Raw genomic sequence first — 19,896 nt, 5'->3', positions numbered from 1 at the left:
TATATTAGGGATGTCCTAGCTAGGCATGTAATGATACATCCAATCAAAGAATGCTGTACCATTTGCATCTCCTCTGGGAACTGGGCGAAATAGTGATAATTCTTTTGTGGGGCTACCTATATGATAAACAGTAATGATTGTTTTATTTTTTTTCAGAAACCTCGAATTTAATCACCTTTATATATTTTATACCAATGGAGAAATACTGGGATGAGAAGCGATAATAAAATCTGAAACATTCTTGATTGTCGGAATAATGCTGGATATATTTACCTAAACTTGTCAAATTATCGGAAGTGAATAATTAATGGTATAATCGTCATGGTACTACATAGAATTCCCCATAGAACATTAGAAAATCCCGAGGTGACATAATGAGGACAATCCCTTTAAATCAAAAAGTTTCAAATCTTATCCAGTACGTTAATGAATTGACTCAACTTAAGCAAAAACCTATCTATTCTTATAAAAATTATGATGACGTGCTTTGGGTTGACCGTATACCGCAAGAGACAGAATGCCTAGATAAATTCAGAAATGATTCGGATGATTGGCTATATGTTAAAAAACCGGAATTTCCTACTTTACCGCTAATCCCGAATGACATTCAAGATTGGGTCATAATCGATTCAAATCGTAGAACAGTTTCCGTGAATAAAAGTATCACCATCAAATCAGACACTACAGATGAAGACGAACAAGTTACAGAAGAGATTTCCCTTAATGATTTTCCACATATCGAAGATGCAATCAAAAAGTTCCTAGGAAATCTCTGGACTCCATATATGGATGAATTTGAACGCGTGAACAACATTCAATTACTATATGATCGACTTTATAAAATTCATCAGGAACTACAGAACAATTCAGAGGCACTTGAACTTGTGGTGGGTGCGGGTCTTTTGCAATGGAAACAGAATAACAAAAATACAGTCGAAAGACATTTACTTACCTCCGAGGTAGAATTACAGTTCGATAAAGAACGTGCGGAAATGACGATTATCCCTTCTTCAAAAGGGATTCATTTTGAGTTCGAAGAGGATATGCTTCTTGTAGAAGACCGTCTTTCCGGAGACGATTATAAAGATATAAAGTCGTTACTGAATTCGTATCATGATGAGAATATTATCCAAACAAACTTCCATACTGTGCTTACCAACATAGTTAATGCGCTTGATTCCCGTGGTACATATATGAATGCAATAGAAATTCCAAACCGCTTGTCCGAGGGGCCTATCATTTCTTTATCACCAGCATTCGTTTTAAGAAAGAAGTCCCAAAAGAGTTTTCAATATGCTTGTGAGACGGCTGTCGAACAACTGATTGAAATGGATGATACATCCATTCCAGAAAATATGGCCAATATGTTCGGACGAGTATCCGCTGAAGTTGAAAATAAAAATCAGTCAGATGACCCGGCATTTCGTCAGGCACAGGAATTTTATTTCCCTTTACCATCCAACGAAGAACAAAATAGAATCATTTCAACATTAAATAATAAGAGCAGCGTACTTGTCCAAGGACCTCCCGGCACAGGTAAAACACATACAATCGCCAATTTAACTTCGCATTTACTAGCGACTGGACAACGTGTGTTAATAACGAGCCAAACTGCAAAAGCTTTAAGCGTATTAAAAAGTAAACTTCCTAGTGAACTACAAAATCTCTCCGTAAGCCTACTTGGCGGCGATTCTGCTTCGATGAAAGACCTAGAAAATGTCGTCTCCACAATTTCGGTCAATAAGGAACGTTTTGATTTAACTGAAATGGCTTCTACGGTCGAAAAGAAAGAAGCTGCACTAAAAAAACTAAAGGAAGATTTGAATAAAACAAAAACAGATTTAAATGAAGTTCGTGAAACCGAGACTTATGTCCATCCGTTTGATCCACCTTATTCTGGTACTGCGCAACAGATTGCCATTCAATTGAACACGGATGCCGATCTATTTGACTGGTATACTACATCTGTAAATAATGAAGTGCCTGATACATATTGGGTCAAGGAAAAGGAGCTTGTTTCCCGTTTCATTGAACTGAAAAACACAGATATGGAAACGCCAACGGGATATAATCAGTTTGATTATCCTTCCCTAGAACAAACAGTTGATTTAGATGGAATCGTTAATTGTATGAAAGAAGAAGCCAATCTGAATTCGAAATATGAATTATTGAATGAAAACATAGTCCCTGAACTCCAAATGCATTTAACAGATCTATCGCAAGATGAGATAAATAATCTTAAAACAGCACTTTTACATTATGATGAATTGTTAAAACCACTCCTTTTCAACACATATCCCAGACTTAAAAAAGTGATCAGCGATATATTTGAGAATCGGGGACATTTATGGGAGAAAATCCAACTGGACTTGACCTTACATTTAACTACAATTAATCATACGAAAGATGATTTTGATCCAAACCTTATTTCTGTTGAAGGAGTTTCAACTGCGTCCTTGAAAAAGATGGCAGAAGATCTATCCAGCCATTTTACTAATGGCGGTAAAATTGGCAACCGCTTTTTTCAGCCAAAAATCGTGAAGCAATATAAACCTACATTACAACTGATAAAGTACAACAATTTACTGGTCAAATCCCAAGAAGATGTAAATAAGATTCACGCATATGCCCGATCAAAACATGCATATGAAAACATTGAAAAATTAATAGTTCCCCATCTTCTGGATGAAAAACCGTTTGTCGAGAGCCTTGCCCTCAATGAATATGAAACTGTCCTTTCCCAACTAAATGAGGTCCTAAAGATTCACCAATGGAGATCTAATATATTAGAAGATTTCACTACTCTCGCTGCCGATATTTTTAATGAACAGCTAGCCAAATCATTGCAGGTCAATATTGATCTATTTTTAGTAAAAAAAACATTAACGCAAATAGCCGATCAAATTAGTAACAGTATAACGACAATCGAAAATGTAATTACTGAAGAATCCCATCCACTCTATTCAGAGATGATAACTAGTTTGCATGAACGTAAAATGGAAAACTTACAACCCATCTGGGCACAATATGAACATTTCCAACAAATTAAAAATCGTGATAATACAGTTAAGATGATTGCAGCCGAGATTGGTGCAACATCCCCAATGCTTTTCAATCAGCTTGAATCCACCTATACTGATTTGATTTGGAAAAAACGGTTAGCTATTTGGGAGAAGGCTCGAAAATGGAAACAAAAGAAAAGTTGGATTTACGATTTTTCACAGAAAGACGAAGCCTCTCTTTCAGCTAAATTTGACCAACTTGAAATAGAAATCAGTGATACCATCACTGGAATTGGTACAGCAAAAGCATGGATTAACATGTTGCGTACAATGACTGATTCCCAGGCAAAACATTTGAAAGCATGGGCCCGTTCCGTAAAAAACATCGGTAAAGGTACTGGTAAAAATGCCCCTCGTTATATTGCAGATGCCCAACTGCATATGGAACAGTGTAAAGATGCCATTCCTGCTTGGATCATGCCGCTAAATCGTGTTTTCGAAAACTTCGAAATCCGTCCAGGTCTTTTTGACATCGTCATTGTCGACGAAGCAAGTCAATCTTGGCATGATGCCCTACTACTCAAATACCTAGCGAAGAAAATGATTATTGTCGGAGACGATAAACAGATCAGCCCAAGCATCGTCGGTATTAATGTAGAAGACATCAATAAACTGAATAACAAATATCTGAAACCCATCGAGTTCGAATTTGCTGACACGCTAAATGCGTCCAATTCCTTTTTCGATGTTGCTTACATCATGTTCAAAGAAACAATCACACTTCGCGAACATTTTAGATGTATGCCTGAGATCATTGGCTTTTCCAATCGCATTTCATACCCGAACAGTCCATTGATTCCATTAAGACAATATCCTGCCAACCGGTTGGAACCGATTGTATCAAGGTATTTACCGCATGGTGTACGAGAAGGTAGTTCACAAAATGCCTCTAATGAGGTAGAAGCAGATGAGATAGTCAAAGAAATTCGGAACTGTATCGACAATCCGCACTACAACGGTAAGACAATCGGTGTGATTTCCCTACTAGGGAACAACCAAGCGAAACTTATTCAAAACAAATTAATCGTCGAACTCGGTGCAGAATTGATGGAAGAGCGACAAATCATTTGTGGTGATGCGTATGCATTCCAAGGAGATGAACGTGATATCATTTTCCTTTCGATGGTAGCAGCCAAAGGAAAAACGCGACTTACTGCGCTCACAACTGATTCAGCTAGACAACGTTTCAATGTAGCAGTCAGCCGTGCCAAAGATCAGCTTTGGGTCATGCACTCCATCTCTGTTAATGACATCAGCAATCGGGAATGCTTACGGTACCAACTTCTCACGTACATTGCAGATCCTTTAAAAGAGGAAACGGAAGCAAATCGTGAGAAATGCGAGAGTAAGTTTGAGGAAAATGTGTTTGATGCAATCGTCGCAAAAGGATATCGTGTCATCCCACAATATGAAGTTGCTGGTTTTAGAATGGATCTTGTCGTACAAGGCGCACAATCGAAGCTTGTCGTGGAATGCGATGGTGACCATTGGCATACATCCGTGGAGGACCGCGAACGTGATTTCCTACGTGAACGTTTACTGCAAAGGGCCGGATGGACATTCTGGCGCGTACTTGGTAGCACATATTACAATAATCCAGAAAATGCACTCAAAAGCTTATGGGCTACACTTGATGAAATGCAAATTAGACCGTATAACGAATGGGCTACTTCAACGTCGACATCAGCAACCGTAAATACAGATTCCCGTGAAACTGAGGTGCCAATTGAGCCATCAATTCATCCTTCTTCACCTATAGTGGCAAAAAGTACAAGTATAACTAAACAGCAATCGAACGAAAACCAAATTGAGGAGCCTTCTTTTTTCGCAATTGATGAATCAGTTGCACTAACAACTGGGACTCATGCCGAAAATTCACAAATTAAATCACGTGATGAGTACATCTCAACTTTAATCGAAGAAATGAAAGAACTTGGGTTAATAGTAATCGATAATCGCCATAAATCGAAAACGCTTTATGTTTTGGGTGGAAAAGCACTACAAGAAACGTTATACGCCTATCGAACCAAAGGCTTAACTTTCAGTAGAATGATGAACGGAAACAAAACCACAGACTTCATACCAGCTTGGTATGCTAAAACAAATTAATAAAAAAATGTTGGACATCATCTAAACATACAGTCAGTGCTGCTGCCTAGCTGTGGAGATGTTCCTCGAAAAAATCACCCCCTCCTGCGCCTATGTGCAGGAGGGGGTGATTTTTTCAATAATTTTCAATTCCCGTGTAACAATCATCCATGACGGTTACAACACTTCTGCAAAGCCAACTTAATCCACTCAATTCATCCCCCAGTCATTTTCCAATTCATGAATGACATGCTATTATATTACATTGCATTTACTGATTAGTTCCGCACACAGTTACCTAAAATTAAACATGAGCTAAATCTGTAAAGCTCTTAGATCTCTATAACTTTTCTGTTTCTCCAAATGTTTTCCACTTCCCATTTTCTACAAGTATGGATTTTAAATCTCTAAAAAGGTTATTATGAGTCCTAGCCATATGTTTTCCATTATGCTTATCAGTATGCTCAATGCTGGTAATAAGCCCATCTTTTCCAGCATTAGGATTTTGAATAGAAAGATGAATCTCGTGATCGGTTTTTTGCCAGAAGTTTATGCTGCTGCCTTTTAAATATTTAGTTTCCTTTTCCATTTATGTATTCTCCTATTAATCGTATATTAAAAGTTTTTATAAGTAATGGTATTATAATATAGTTTCTACACGTACTTATAAGATGCTTATATTATTTTTTAAAAATTGGAATATGAGGCATAGAGAGTAAGTAACTCTAGTACGCTTTAACTTGATAATTCATCAATTTGTTATCTCAATATATACCCTCCTGTCTATTATGCTTTTTATTCAACTGTGCTTCATCATCTGAAAGATTTCCAAGATAACTATTCTTATTAAAGCTCATATTTTCTACTAAAAAAGGGATTGGCAGACGCCATCCCTTTTTCAACTAACTCCTAGTGCCTTAAACACCGCATCCACAGGATCCGAATAAAACACAGGCTGCACACCAACAAATCTAAATAGAGGTATCTGTGTCAGACACTAAGACAAACTATTCACGAAATACAAAGAATAAAGATAAATTACATAGATATTGATTTACTTTGTATTATTATAGAATTGTATTGTATTTACTGAATAGGTACCTAAGATTTAAACCTTGAGATTATAAATCACGATCTAATATTACATGTTTTAGCTTATTTAACATATTCTCATAAGCGTCTTTATAACTTCGATTTTGTTCTATAATCTCATTGATTGAATTATCATTAACCCTAATATATAGTGCATCTAGCGATTCTTTACCATCTGTATATTTACCAAATATCTCTAAAATCTTTTTTATTTCTAGATATAAACTATGATCAATAAAAATTTGAGACCTCCTTAAATTTATCGAAGCTTCTCTTAATGCTTTCTTTGCACTACCTCGATTTCTTTGCGCATTGTCACTCCATAAATCGGCAATATAACCTTCTAACTCCGCTAATTTATTCCAGAGTTCAATTTTGGCTTCAAACTTTTTATCATGTTCCTTTTGAAATATATACAAATTTTGGTTGAAATCCTTCTTAATCTCTTCAAGTTCTTTACTATTCTTCTTACCATATCTTGCAACAAGAATAGCTGAAACTGCTGCAATTACTGCAGCTAATATAGAAGGAATCATTGGTAACCAGGTTACCCAGTTCATTCATATCCCTACTCTCCAAATATCTTAATTCACCCCCAACGCCTTAAACACCGCATCAGTCGGATCCGAATAAAATACCGGTTGCACTTTCACCAACAAATCTGGTGGAACTGTTTGTAAGTCCATGACAGCTGCTGCTGGAATCAATACTTTCTTAGCTCCTGCATCCACACATACTTGAAGTGTGTTCGCAAACTCTTCCACTTTGGCAATCGTGCCACCGACCGTCATTGAACCGATTACAACCATCCCCTCTTGAACAGGCTTGTTGAGTGCACCCGAACAAAGCCCGATTAGTTCCGCGACACCCAGTTGATCGGTTAATCCAATCCCTTGCAAGTCGCTTATATGCATCAAATAGTCCTTCGATTTCGTTTGGATTGTGTTGCTGATGCTTTTACTATTCGACGTGAAATAGCGGAACGCAGTATCAAGGCTTTCTCTTGCTTCACGACTAGAACTAACGCCGGATTTATCGAACTTTCCGGTTCCACTGACAACTTCATTCTCAAGCTTGAAAACACCTATCATCCCTGAGTTACCATGCCCAGCAACATACACATGTCCCGGCCTGCCCATGCCTTCAGGGATCAATTTACCCCCGCCTTGCTCGGGTACAGATACATAATGTTCTTCTAGTGTCTCTTTATCAATATAAGAGAACATGACATCGTAAAACTCCATGCCCCCAATTTTCTTCAGCTGTTCTTTTACGCGACGACGTCCTTCAAGTGCATACACCAGTACTTCTTCAACATCTTCTTTCGAATATTCTCCATGTGGATAAATCAATTTAAGCATTCCAGAAACCGACTTCCGAACAGCTATTGTATCCCGCTGATTCAAGTTATTACCTAGCTTAAAATACTTATCAATTGCATCCCCAAACGCTCGCTTTCGCATTTCCCGGAAAAACTCAGCAATATAATCGACGATAAATCCGTACTTATCCGTTAGAAAATCGGGTCGCATTTTCGGAATTTCCCAGCCTGGCATATAATAATGCATCCGATCAAAGAATGCCGCATCATTTGACATCTCCTCTGGGAAGGGGGCGAATAAATGAGAAGTCTTCAGCAATACATCAACGCTTTGGTTTATGTTACCGACGAACACCATGGAAGCAGACGCATTTTTTTCTTCTTTCCCACGTGCGAAAGATCCTGAAGCCATGTAGTCCTTCATAATTTGAATCCCATCTTTATCCTTAAAACGAATCCCCGCGACCTCATCGAATGTCACACAATCCCACATGCCGACAAGACCAACTTTCCGTGTTGTCATATTGTAGAAAAGATTCGCCACTGTTGACTGTCCACCCGATACTAAGATTGAGTTAGGGGAAAGCTCTTTGTAAACATGTGATTTTCCAGTACCACGAGGACCAAGCTCACACATATTGTAGTTGTTTTCAACAAGCGGGACGAGTCGTAATAGCAAATGCCACTTCACACGTTCTTCGAGCTGGGTAGGCTCCATTCCTGTCGAACGCATCAGTACATCAATCCATTCATTCTTTGTAAACTGCTTTCGACCTTCAAATATTTCAGTCATATCCATATTCGGCATTTGAATGGGCTGTAAGCTACTTACGCTAAATGGGTTGACGTTCTTTGCTTCTTCATCAAAGTAGTAATCAATTTTCACCATACACCAAATTCCACCAACCAAGAGCTTGTCAAATTCTTTCACGAAGTTTGAACCAACAGGAACGCCTTTTAATCCCAAATTTGAAAACTCCGCCTCGTATATATCCAATTTCGGGTTTAACGCGACAGTCACCTTATCAATTATCGAATACTGACCAAGTTCGCGGATTCGTGACTTAATTTTCTCCGCTTCATCAGGTCTGACAAAGTTATCGGATAGAATTTTTTTCACACGCTCTACGCCTTCACGAATACTTTCATCATCATCCGTTGCTGCATACATGCCGAGGAGGTATTCGAGTACATAGACGGGCACATTCGCCCCTTCTTTAATAAGCTTCGTTAAATCTTTCCGGACGACCCGGCCCGCAAAAACGTCGTTCAGTTTGCGATCCAAGTCAAGTGCCGGTATAACTTCCAAATGTTCCTCCACTTATACCCCTCCTCTAAAAATCAAATTCACTTGTATGTGCAAGGCTAATCGCAAACTCAAGTTTATCAGTGACTGCATCCGTTTCAGCATCTCTCATTACAAGGTAGTAATTTTTACTACGGTCATACGTTATCGTTTTTAAAACAAACCGAATACGGAAGGTCCGTTCCGCAGAATTATCATTCGAACGATCTGCGATAATTGTCTCTTCATTGGATAATACATTGCCTTCACTATCAGCCATATGGATGAGAACTGTTCTAGGTGCCGTCTTCTCTTCAACTTTTTCCATTTGGAAGAAATCAAGATGGAAAATACGATTCGTGATTCTCCTTGTCGTACTCGTCAACTTAACGTCGACTTTCGTAATCGCTTGTGATCCTTTTTGACCTAGACGTTTATTTTTGAACGTAAGTAAAGGCACAACTATTTCTTGTAAGCTTGCACCACCATGAACAAAATTAACACCCGTTCCTTGTATCTTGTACCTGATTGTTGCATTCGGCACATACGCTGTTAATTTTTGTTCATTTTCAATGATTGATGATAAATCAATCGCAAGTTGTCCTGAAACGTCCCTTTTTTCTTTTGACAACATATAGCGACGTTTCACCTCAATTGAAGCCATCTGTTCTCGTTGGATCTTATCACTTTCCTCCAATGCTTCTCGCTGATAGAGGAACCCGTGATCTGCGGTGATGAAAATATTACTGCCGCTCAAGCGGTTTCGAATGAAATTCACAATTTTAAGCAACTCGTCCAAAGTCTGTTCAACACCATTAAATGTATTGATTTCAGTTGACGCGTTATCTCCAAATGCATCTATCGTATTGTGGTAAATATAAACAAGCTTTTTCCCTTTGAATAATTCTTCACTATCCGTTGTATTTATGAAATCTTGAAAATGAACGGCAATACTATCTTCCACTTCTCCCTCAATAATTTGTTTGCGATTTTGAATGCCAGCTGTATCTTTGTCATCGGCAAAAACACGCCCATCTGCTTGAATATCAATTTTTTTATGCGGCAACAAAGATGCCATTCCGAGTTTTGTCACTGAAGGGACTACGCCAAGTAACGGCTCAATTTCACATGTACCAAGTGTTTCTGTAATTAGCTTCTCTTTTAGCTCAATTCCTACTTCATACCGCATCGCATCTGAAATAACAACGAATATCCGTTCACCTTCACGTATCCGCGGCTTCACAAATGTCGAATAAAAGTTTTGCTGACTCGTCACACCAGGCAATAACCAATTGCCTTTCATATCTGTCTGTACAGCTTGTGACCAATGGCTGCTCAGTTGTCCCATATACCAAGATGTATATAAGTTCTCAACGAGTTCTTTTATTTTCTTCAGTAACTCAGTCGCTTCACCTTGATCATACGCAACGTAAAACTTTCGGTAGTATGTATCCATCACGTGGAATTTCTCCACATACGCTTTATATAAATCGATTGCAGGACCTTGTGGTAGGCCTTGTGCATGCTCTTTTTGGAATGCATGCATCTCTACACTATAATAAAGGGCATCATATACGTTTTTGTATTTGTCATAATGATGCTTCGACCTTCTCAGTCGTATTAACTTCATATACTTCTCGTAATCTTCAAGTTGGTCCATTAAGCTATTTGAAATATAGAGAATGATTGCCCTGTCTATGAACGGAAAAACATCAGCTTCTTTAAAAGCTTCAACAGAAACCTCTTGAAGAATACCGGCTAGATTGACTTCTTGTTCAACCATTTCCGCAAATTCGTCAAAAACAGCAGAGTCGGAACGGTGATGCATCCAGTGATCCACAAATACCAATGCATCTGCTTGATTTCTTTCTGCAATGAATCCTTGCACGTCTTCCAAATACATTTCATCAATCGACTGACTTAACGCTGTCAGAGATAAATGCATGAACAACGTCTTTAAAGTAGGGTTTTCGCGTTCATAACCATATTTATTCTGTACTGCGTTCCAGAAGACAGATTCAATATCATACTTCGCAAAGTCAATCAAGTACTTATTCTCTGCTTCATCGAGACTTTCCATCATGATTTTTCTCAATACATCTTCAAAATCTGCTGTCCTCACGTTGGAAATTGCACTGAGTATGGATAATTCAATCGTAGCTTCTGTGTATGGTTGCAGTCCAAATGATGAAAATTTTCGTCTTCTCTCACTACTATTGAAAAAACGTTCATACTTCTTCACCACCGCACGTAATGAATGGTTGATTTCTAACTCATTTAACAACAGCGACAAACGATCTGCATAAAACGTTTTAGAATAAAGGACTGTATCTGCCAGCCAATTATCTTCAACTGACATCTCTTGAGTCGTATAAATTAGATAAGGAGAAGTACAATCTTGTTCCTCAAGCAAATACTTCGTGTAAAATTGATTGCGGTCGTGCAACGTATGGACTTTCACATCTCCAAGATCCAATCGCTCGATATCTTCTGCAAATTCCTTATCTTTATCTATCCAGAAAACAACATGACGGTTTTCACCGCTTTCCAATGGTCGTTCATATATATCTGACAAAGCCTTTTCAATTTGACTTAGGTTCATGTATGCACCTACTCTCATAGTCCATAATATTGTAAAGATACATCAACTTTTGTCGATGTATCTTGCTTTTTTTTCACTTTTGCAAGTTACGTGCAGCTTAAAAAAGGTATAACCCTATTTTAGTTTGTCCCTATTTGTCCACATTAATTTACTACAATTTTAATGGGACGATGAAGATGTTTTTTTCTAAACTTTAACTAGATGAAGTTTAGAAATCAGTACTTTTAGATGAACCCGATTGCTGAATAACTGCTTTAAATATGATTTTACTTACTTTTTTATCTAAACTTCATCTTAAAAATTCTTACATCAACATCCAGTTAGATGAACGGGCAGAACCTTTATTAATAATCACTTTATCTTTCTTTGACGATTGTATAATCTCTAGCAATAGTTTCTTGTAGATACCCGATTACTTATAATCTTAGAACCTTAGGGTGCCAGGCTACCGACACCATTTGTGCAATTCAAATTGTGACGGCACCTGGTATCCCGTGATAAAAAGAATCAAATCTTCACCACTAACCCCTTAAACTTTTCATAGTTCACTTTAACCCCATCATCCAAATCAATTTCAATTTGCATGTCAGCCATATGATGTAGTACTTCATCATACTTTTTCAACTCGGCAATTTTCTTATCGAGTGATTTCAGATCCCTCTTAGCATCATTGATTTCCTTCGTCGTTGAATCACCATCGATCGTCTCCATTAAATCCGATTTTTCTGAATCAAGGCGGACTTGGTATTCGTGCAAATAATCTGTGCGAATACGCGACAGTGTCGACTTATCATAGCGATGCATGTAAATAAGACAGTTAAACGCCTTTTCCTTGCCCGATGTGAACTGCCAGTAAATCGGACGCATTTTATACGTCTGCACATGGTCTTTATAGAAATCATTCATGAAATAGCGACGTAGCGTCTCCCTTGCTGTTTCATTTTTCCGTCGTTTAATCGCATCTGCGACAAAATCGAGGTTTTCCGAAAGTGATTCTTCCCCGTACGTCACCCTCACAAACTCAACAAATCGCGTTACAATATCATCCTCAAAATAAGCACCAGGTAAAATTGGAAGAATATTATCCTTAACTGCATGGAATGTTTCATAACGCGTTGGATCAAATTCACCGCCTGCGTAAATAAGACCTTCTTCATCCAATGAATAACGACCGAAAGAACAGCCGATTGCGTAGGAGATGAAGGATTTTATGTCGCGTTCTAAATCGGCTTTGCGGATTGTTACCTCTTTATCCTTAACTTCCGGTGAAATTTCATCTTGTAAACCATATAGATTAATGAAGATTCGGTTTAATTCCTCCTCATTTGTTTTAAGTAAATTAAATTGCATCTTCGCATGGCTTTCCCATTTTTCAAATGAAGATACGATTGTAGTTTCCTTTGACTTATTTTCTAGGATAGGATGTTTCTCAAAATCCCACGAAAACTCAAATGAATCCCAATCTCCTCTTGAAATCCCAACACTTATTTTTACTAACGTCGTAATTTGATTAGAATTAAGTTTATCAATTATTACTGGTACTCTACCAATATCACCAGGTTGGAAATTAAGTGTCGGTGATATTTTCTGAATCAAAAAAAATACTTTAGAGTTTAATAACGCCATGAAATATCTTTTATTTTCGATAAAAAGACAACTTCCACCATTATCAAAATAAAAACCGCTTTCAAATTCCCTAATTGAAAAGTTTCCTGACGAGATACTTGACCAAGTTAAACCATCGCGTCGGTAAAAACTCTTGTTCCTTAAATTAGAATTGGGGAAATTTCTAAGAGCTTCCCCATCATTTTCCCAATATAAAACATATTCGTTATTCCCATACCACTTTCTAAATGAACCACCCTTATTATATGGGTAGTATTTATAGTCCGACTGAATTGCATCTTCATAATTATTAAAATTAATTCCTATATCATTAATACTAACCTCATGCCAAAGTTTCAAGAACATATCGTTTTTTCCAGTGTCTATACCTTTACAAGGCTTTCCATAATCGATGATTGCTTTGTTATTTGCAAATACTTCGGTTAGAACTTCACTTACCCAATAAGCAATCGGACTTCTTGGAATTTTACTAAAGTTTTCTTGACAAAATGAATAACGATATGAAACAGCTGGGTTTTGAACCGCCTCTAATGTTTTTATTTGTTGATTCTCGACACCAGTAAATTCAGATAACCTGATATATTCTCCAGGCAAATTAATTCCATAATTTCTTAATGTAAATATACATACTGGTACCATTGCTGCTTCAAAACCATTATATTCGAGCTGGGTTAAAGAGCTTATGTTTTTACTTTTTACAATTTCGGTTCTAATCATTTCATATGATGAAAGAAACATCCATACAAAGGGAGTTACAAAGCCCATTTGCCCATTTTTCTTTGTTGTATTAAAGCTATACTCAATAAATGCAGAAAATAAATCTGATTTTACATCGGGATATTTCATGCCAATATAAGTTGAAATTTCAGCAGTCATATATTTATTTCCCGCATAAGGTGGATTCGTAATGAAAATATCATATTGTTGATCCATAATAGAAGCCTGTTTAATAAGCTTTTTAAATAATGATAAGATGCGATCTTTCATTTCTAAAGTAAATAGATCATCTGATTGTTGTTCAATTGCTTGAAGCCGTTTCCGCAAAAACTCTGCGTCATGTGACTCAATTTTAATTAGCGATCCAATTGCTTTCGCATGTTCGAATTGATTTAAAAATGTCCCCATCTTTTCAAAATTTTCACCAGTAGATTCTCCGGCTAAAAATACTACTTCTTCACTTGTTAAGGTATTTGTTTCTCGTATGGACGCTAAATTCATCACCAATCCATCTCGTTCGATACTTCGCAGGAACCGTTTGTTGTGTTCTAGTGCTTTCATGACGACAGAAAAGCTTGCCAATTGGTATGCACGATCATCAATGTCTAGCCCGTACAAGTTATTTTCGATAATTAGACGGGGGATTTCTCGTTCCATATAACCTGATTTACTGTAGATTTCATGAAGCACGTCAAACATATAGACAAGAATATGCCCACTTCCCATTGCCGGGTCAAAACATTTGATATCTTCCACATTTAGTTCTTTGTTGATATATGGTGCTATTTTTTCTACAAAGTCTTCCTCTGGCTCAGGATTCTCCAAGTAAAACTCCCAGTTCTCGATTAAGTCTCGTTGTTCCGGGTGGGACTCTATCCAGTATCTACCCAATGCATTTTGCACCATATACCTTACAATCCATTCAGGCGTGAAAAGCTGTGTTGCAAATGGTATTTCTTGTTTCTCATATTTTTTCTTAGCCATAATAACCCGGTCTTTTTCATCAGAAATATAATATTGATATAACCATCCAATAACTTCAATATTCTCCCAGTTATCTTCCGGAATGACATCCGTATCCGTCATTTGTCGCAGGAATGAATCGGGTGCAAGCAACCCGTCTGGAAACAGTATCGCTGCATAGTCTTCAATGGTCTCAAACATAAACGGCATATAACGGTTTAAGTCATTACAATGCTCTTTAATCAGGTATTTGAACAGCTCGTCCGTTTCGTTGTTCACGGTTAGCTCATAGACGTATTCTTTATTTAAGTTCAAATCGAGTGTGAGTGCTTCTTTCATCATGTCTGGTTCGACGTTTGCCGAGTCTTCTGAAGAAAGGACTCGTACTCTTGTTGGTAAATAATCATTTACTTCCATGAACCGTAGTGCTGTGAAACGATTGAACCATGTATACGCGACTTCATCCATAACGGGTTCGAAGCCAATCTTATTGATGCGGCTAATGAGTTTATTCCGTTGGATGATTTCGTGTTCTTCCAATGGTTTTTCACCAATAAAAATGGTGTTAGAGCTTGCGATGTCTGCTTTTTGAACCGCTTCCGCCGTAATTCCAATTTGCATCGCTTTTGTCTTAACCCTTTCTAGTAATTCTTTCCGGGCTTCTGTTGCGAACGATTTGAGTGCTGTTTTGTTCATTATATTTTCTCCCTTGTTGTTTCTTCTGCCACTATAATGGTCCCCTGCCAGGTACTCCTACTATCACGGGATACCAGGTTCTTCCACACTAAGAGTAAAGTCCGTCATTTCTTTTGCAATCATTTCATAAAAGAACCAATAGGACTTAATAATTTTAGATTCTTCTAATTTGGCTGACATTCCACTATTGACAATTTTTTCAAAATAATTCTTTATCTGTTTGAGTCGGAAGAAACTTGCTTCTTCCCTCGATTTGCAACTGTTTATTAACAGCATATTATGAATCTCATCAGCTAAGTTTTTATGTCCTAGTTTTGTAGCTGCATCTCTTGGTTGCCGCCAGTAAAATAAACAATGTCGTTAATCTTTGTTGACCATCAATCACTAAAAAGTTGAATCCCATGTGTATTTGCATTAATGGGTATTGATACAATTGAACCTATTATTGATCTTCTTCTATTAAATCAATAATATCTTCCCACAACTGATTCCACTGCTTCTCTCCCCAGCTTTATGTACGTTGAAATATTGGAATAATCTATTGTTTTGCACCTTCAATTATTTCCTGTAGATTTGTTTCGCTCGCCTTTATCTCATTCACTCCCTGTTATATCTTCATCTTACTTTGCCACTGGTACCGACACCATTTGTGCATTTCAAATTGTGGCAGCACCTGGCAACCCGTGAAAAAAGTAGAAATGTACTTGTATATCTCTTTACATTTAATAGAGTAAGTGATGCTCCAGGGTTACATGGCACTGAGGTACGATGCCAGGTACCCTGGAGAAACTAATTTATATATACAGCCGCGAAAAAAACAATCAAATCTTCGCCACTAACCCCTCAAACTTCTCATAATTCACCTTTACCCCATCATCCAAATCAATTTCAATTTGCATGTCGGCCATATGGTGTAGCACTTCATCATACTTTTTCAACTCGGCAATTTTCTTATCAAGCGATTTTAGTTCTCTTTTTGCATCATTAATTTCCTTAGTCGTTGATTCGCCACCGATAATCTCCGTTAAACCTGTTTTTTCTGAATCAAGCCGAACTTGGTATTCGTGCAAGTAGTCAGTTCGAATACGGGACAATGTCGACTTATCATATCGGTGCATGTAAATAAGACAGTTGAACGCTTTTTCCTTACCAGATGTGAACTGCCAATAAATCGGTCGCTTTTTATACGTCTGCATATGGTCTTTATAGAAGTCATTCATGAAGTAGCGACGAAGCGTCTCTCTTGCCGTTTCATTTCTCCGCCGCCCAATTGCATCGGCGACAAAATCAAGGTTTTCTGAAAGTGATTCTTCACCAAACGTAATCGTGACAAACTCCACAAACCGCGATACGATATCATCTTCAAAATAAGCACCAGGTAAAATCGGAAGAATATTATCCTCGTCTGCACGGAATGTTTCATAACGCGTAGGATCAAACTCTCCACCGGCGTAGATAAGTCCTTCCTCGTCTAATGAATAACGACCGAACGAACAGCCGACTGCGTAGGAGATGAAGGATTTGATGTCGTGTTCTAGGTCGGCTTTACGGATCGTTATGTCTGATTCTTCAACTTTCGGCATTAGAACTTCTTGTAAACCGTATTTGTCAATAAAAATTCGGTTCAATCCTTCTTCATTTGTTTTAATTTTATTGAACTGTACTTCCGTATAATCATTCCATTTTCCGAATGAAGCTTCAATTTTTATGGAACTTTCTTTGAATAAGATTAGCGGATGTCGTCCGAAATCCCAAGATGTCTCGAATGAATCCCAATCATTTTTTGAAATAAGTATATTTTGATCTACACTTTCCTTTATTAGTTCCTCATCAAGAAATAAAGCAGGTAGACTTCTAAAGTCACCAACAGGAAAATGTAAGGTGGGGTTAATAACTTCGATTATTAACTCATAAAACTTATTATTACAAATCGCCAACATTTGTTGCACGCTAATATCATTTCTCGTAAATACTGAATTTCCTGTTGAATCAAAAATAAAACCTGGTGGATAATATCTAAAAGTACTACTTCCTGAAGTAACATCCGACCATGATACGGATTCTTTAAAGTAATACTTTTCATTACTTATTTTCCATCCTAGATTATCTCCCAATTGCGGATAAACCAACTTCGTATTCTCTTTTATTTCATATCCATTGTTTTCCCACTTCACAACATAATCTTGATTACCATACCATTTCCTAAAGCTTCCACCTTTATTATAGGGTATCCATTTCACATTATGAATAGTTACTTCCTCGACCGAACTAAACCCAATTCCAATACTTTTAAAATCAACTTCATACCACTGTCTTAGGAATCGTTTATTATCCCCCGTTCTCATACCGATACAAACATCTGCATAATGATCCATTCGCTTATTTTCTAGAAAAGTATTATGAATCTTTTCATCTAACCAATAAGCTATTGGGATTCCTGGAATTTCATTAAAATTTTCTTGGTTAAATGAATAACGATATGAAACAGATGGATTTTGAGCAGCATCAATCGTATTCGCTCTCTTTTCGCCCGCAGACCTTGCCCCAGTTAATCGCAAATAAGTACCTTGTCCATTGTGAATTTCGGTATTTCGTAATACAAATGTTGTTGACTGTACGACTTCTCCACCAATCTCCTCGAATGCCCTTGGTCCTAAATGCAACATCGTGTCTATAAATTTATTTTGAATGACTTTTTCACGTAACTTTTCAAAGCTAGAAATGAACATCCAAGCATGCTGGTTAATACTTGCATAAAAAGCATTCTCTTTTAAATAATGATCCACTTCCATAAACGCCGCAAATAAATCTTGCTTCGAATCCGGATAATTCTTGCCAAGATAAGCAGTAAGTTCCATATTCATACTTCCCGACCCCATGTATGGCGGATTAGTCACTAATACGTCGTATTGTTGCCTCATAATCTCAGTCTGTTTTATCAACTTAGGAAGCAATGCCAACACTTTATCTCTTTTTTCCATCTCAAATAAATCGGTTACAGGGGCTACTTCAATTGATATTAGTCTTTCCTGTAATAACTCCATATCGCAATGTGTCACCTTTATAAGTGAACCAATCGATTTCGCATGTTGATACTGTTGAATAAATGCATTTACATCATCAAAATCTTTCCCCTTATTTCCCCCCGCTAAATAAGCAATATCATCTTCGGTAAACAAATTTGTTTCTTGGATAGCGGTTAAATTAAGAGACAGACCTTCACGTTCAATTACTCGTAAAAAACGTTTTTCATATTCCATTGCTTTCATAACCACTGAAAAACTTGCAAGTTGATAAGCACGGTTGTCAATGTCTAAACCGTATAGGTTATTCTCAATAATAAGCTTGGGAATTTCACGCTCCATATAGCCCGATTCACTATATATTTCATAAAGTACATCAAACATGTAGACAAGGATATGTCCACTTCCCATAGCAGGATCAAAACATTTTATATCTTCCACTTTCAAATCTTTATTAATATACGGAGCGAGTTTTTCTTCAATATTTTCATCTTGGCTTTCCAAGTAGAATTCCCAGTTGCCTTTCAAATCCTTGTGCTCAGGATGTGATTCAATCCAAGTGCGTCCTAATGAGTTTTGCACCATGTACTGGACAATCCAATCAGGTGTGAAAAGCTGTGTTGCAAATGGAATTTCTTCTGCTTTGTATTTCTTTTTCGCTTTGAAAACCCGATCTTTTTCATCCGCAATATAATATTGATACAACCACCCAATAACCTCAATCTTCTCCCAGTTATCTTCAGGAATAACATCTGTATCCGTCATTTTCCTAAGAAATGAATCCGGTGCAAGCAACCCATCTGGAAACAGTATCGCCGTATAGCCTTCAATGGTTTCGAACATAAATGGCATATAACGGTTTAAGTCGTTGCAATGCTCTTTGATAAGGTATTTGAAAAGCTCATCTGTTTTATTGTTTACTGTAAGCTCGTAGACATATTCTTTATCTAAATCCAAATCGAGTGTAAGAGCTTCTTTCATCATGTCTGGTTCGATGTTTGCAGGGTCTTCTGAAGAAAGGACACGTACTCTTGTTGGTAAGTAATCATTCACTTCCATGAACCGCAGTGCTGTGAAACGGTTGAACCATGTATAGGCGACTTCATCAATAACGCGGTCAAAACCGATTTCAGTGATACGGCTGATGAGTTTATTGCGTTGGATAACTTCGTGTTCTCGCAATGGTTTTTCACCGATAAAAATAGTGTTGGAACTTGCGACGCTTGCTTGTTGAACCGCTTCCGCTGTGATTCCGATTTGCATCGCTTTTGTCTTAACCCTTTCCAGTAGTTCTTTGCGGGCCTCTGTTGCGAACGTTTTAAGTGCTGTCTTGTTCATTGTATTTTCTCCCTTGTTGTTTCTTTTACTAGGTACGCCTACTATCACGGGATGCCAGGCACTGCCACAATTTGAACTGCACA

Annotated in this window: 9 protein-coding genes; 1 reads left to right on the top strand and 8 read right to left on the bottom strand. The window is 37.6% G+C overall.

Annotation, left to right across the window (positions count from 1 at the left end; all coding sequences use genetic code 11):
* The first annotated feature begins 374 nt into the window (after window positions 1-374).
* A complete protein-coding gene (locus AC25Y5_RS16005; protein WP_488141174.1) occupies window positions 375-5,171 on the top strand; it encodes an AAA domain-containing protein in 4,797 nt (1,598 codons plus the stop codon).
* 319 nt (window positions 5,172-5,490) lie between these two features.
* Here AC25Y5_RS16005 and AC25Y5_RS16000 read toward each other — a convergent pair whose 3' ends face one another.
* The 8 genes from AC25Y5_RS16000 to pglX (AC25Y5_RS15965) all read right to left on the bottom strand — a co-directional run bounded on the left by AC25Y5_RS16000 (window position 5,491) and on the right by pglX (AC25Y5_RS15965) (window position 19,813).
* Window positions 5,491-5,739 carry a hypothetical protein gene (locus AC25Y5_RS16000; RefSeq protein WP_488141173.1) on the bottom strand — a complete coding sequence of 83 codons (249 nt, stop codon included), beginning with the start codon at window positions 5,737-5,739 and terminating at the stop codon, window positions 5,491-5,493.
* A gap of 532 nt (window positions 5,740-6,271) precedes the next feature.
* On the bottom strand, window positions 6,272-6,802 hold the full coding sequence (locus AC25Y5_RS15995) for a hypothetical protein (RefSeq protein ID WP_488141172.1): 531 nt from the start codon (window positions 6,800-6,802) through the stop codon (window positions 6,272-6,274).
* 24 nt (window positions 6,803-6,826) lie between these two features.
* Window positions 6,827-8,884, bottom strand: a complete 2,058-nt coding sequence (gene brxL, locus AC25Y5_RS15990; RefSeq protein ID WP_488141171.1) for a protease Lon-related BREX system protein BrxL — start codon at window positions 8,882-8,884, stop codon at window positions 6,827-6,829.
* A 13-nt stretch (window positions 8,885-8,897) separates the two neighbouring features.
* Window positions 8,898-11,450 (bottom strand): BREX-1 system phosphatase PglZ type A, encoded by a 2,553-nt coding sequence (pglZ, locus tag AC25Y5_RS15985; RefSeq protein WP_488141170.1) that lies wholly within the window; start codon window positions 11,448-11,450, stop codon window positions 8,898-8,900.
* 507 nt (window positions 11,451-11,957) lie between these two features.
* Window positions 11,958-15,452 carry a BREX-1 system adenine-specific DNA-methyltransferase PglX gene (pglX, locus tag AC25Y5_RS15980; RefSeq protein ID WP_488141169.1) on the bottom strand — a complete coding sequence of 1,165 codons (3,495 nt, stop codon included), beginning with the start codon at window positions 15,450-15,452 and terminating at the stop codon, window positions 11,958-11,960.
* A 63-nt stretch (window positions 15,453-15,515) separates the two neighbouring features.
* Entirely contained in the window at window positions 15,516-15,728 is a 213-nt protein-coding gene (locus tag AC25Y5_RS15975; RefSeq protein ID WP_488141168.1) for a hypothetical protein, read from the bottom strand.
* 25 nt (window positions 15,729-15,753) lie between these two features.
* Window positions 15,754-15,867: a hypothetical protein gene (locus tag AC25Y5_RS15970; RefSeq protein WP_488141167.1), complete on the bottom strand. Its 114-nt coding sequence runs from the start codon at window positions 15,865-15,867 to the stop codon at window positions 15,754-15,756.
* A gap of 406 nt (window positions 15,868-16,273) precedes the next feature.
* A complete protein-coding gene (gene pglX, locus AC25Y5_RS15965) occupies window positions 16,274-19,813 on the bottom strand; it encodes a BREX-1 system adenine-specific DNA-methyltransferase PglX (protein ID WP_488141166.1) in 3,540 nt (1,179 codons plus the stop codon).
* Window positions 19,814-19,896: the final 83 nt, after the last annotated feature.

Source organism: Sporosarcina sp. Y1011, from assembly GCF_057669885.1.
The sequence above is the reverse complement of the archived record's forward strand: the minus strand, read 5'-3'. Positions and strand labels throughout refer to the sequence as shown.